The 493-nt window shown below is 49.4% G+C and carries 2 protein-coding genes; both read left to right on the forward strand.

Annotated elements, in window-relative coordinates:
* Nucleotides 1-10 precede the first annotated feature (10 nt).
* Entirely contained in the window at nt 11-208 is a 198-nt protein-coding gene (gene aaeX, locus FDX22_RS27645; protein WP_146718079.1) for a p-hydroxybenzoic acid efflux pump operon protein AaeX, read from the forward strand.
* Nucleotides 209-232: 24 nt separating this feature from the next.
* The coding region (locus tag FDX22_RS27650) for a biotin/lipoyl-binding protein (protein WP_146718080.1) at nt 233-493 on the forward strand (261 nt) is incomplete at its 3' end.

Below are 493 nucleotides of genomic sequence, written 5' to 3' on the forward strand. Positions count from 1 at the left end.
CAAGGTCAACATGAGTCTGTTTCCCGTTATCGTGGTGTTTGGTCTGTCCTTCCCACCGATTTTTTTCGAATTACTTTTGTCACTGGCGATTTTCTGGCTGGTGCGCCGGGTGCTTGTTCCGACTGGCATCTATGATTTTGTCTGGCATCCGGCTCTGTTTAACACTGCGCTGTATTGCTGTCTGTTCTATTTAATAACGCGCNAATAACGCGCCTGTTCGTTTGAGGTTGAAGTGAAAACACTAACAAGAAAACTCTCCCGTACGGCCATGACTCTCGTACTGGTCATTCTGGCTTTTATCGCTATTTTCCGCGCATGGGTCTATTACACCGAGTCGCCGTGGACGCGTGATGCGCGTTTCAGCGCCGATGTCGTCGCGATTGCGCCGGATGTTGCGGGGCTTATTACCAACGTTAACATCCATGATAACCAACTGGTGAAAAAGGATCAGATCCTGTTCACCATCGACCAGCCACGCTATAAGAAAGCCCTC

This window comes from Citrobacter sp. TBCS-14, assembly GCF_005280805.1.
In the GTDB taxonomy this organism is placed as follows: domain Bacteria; phylum Pseudomonadota; class Gammaproteobacteria; order Enterobacterales; family Enterobacteriaceae; genus Citrobacter; species Citrobacter gillenii.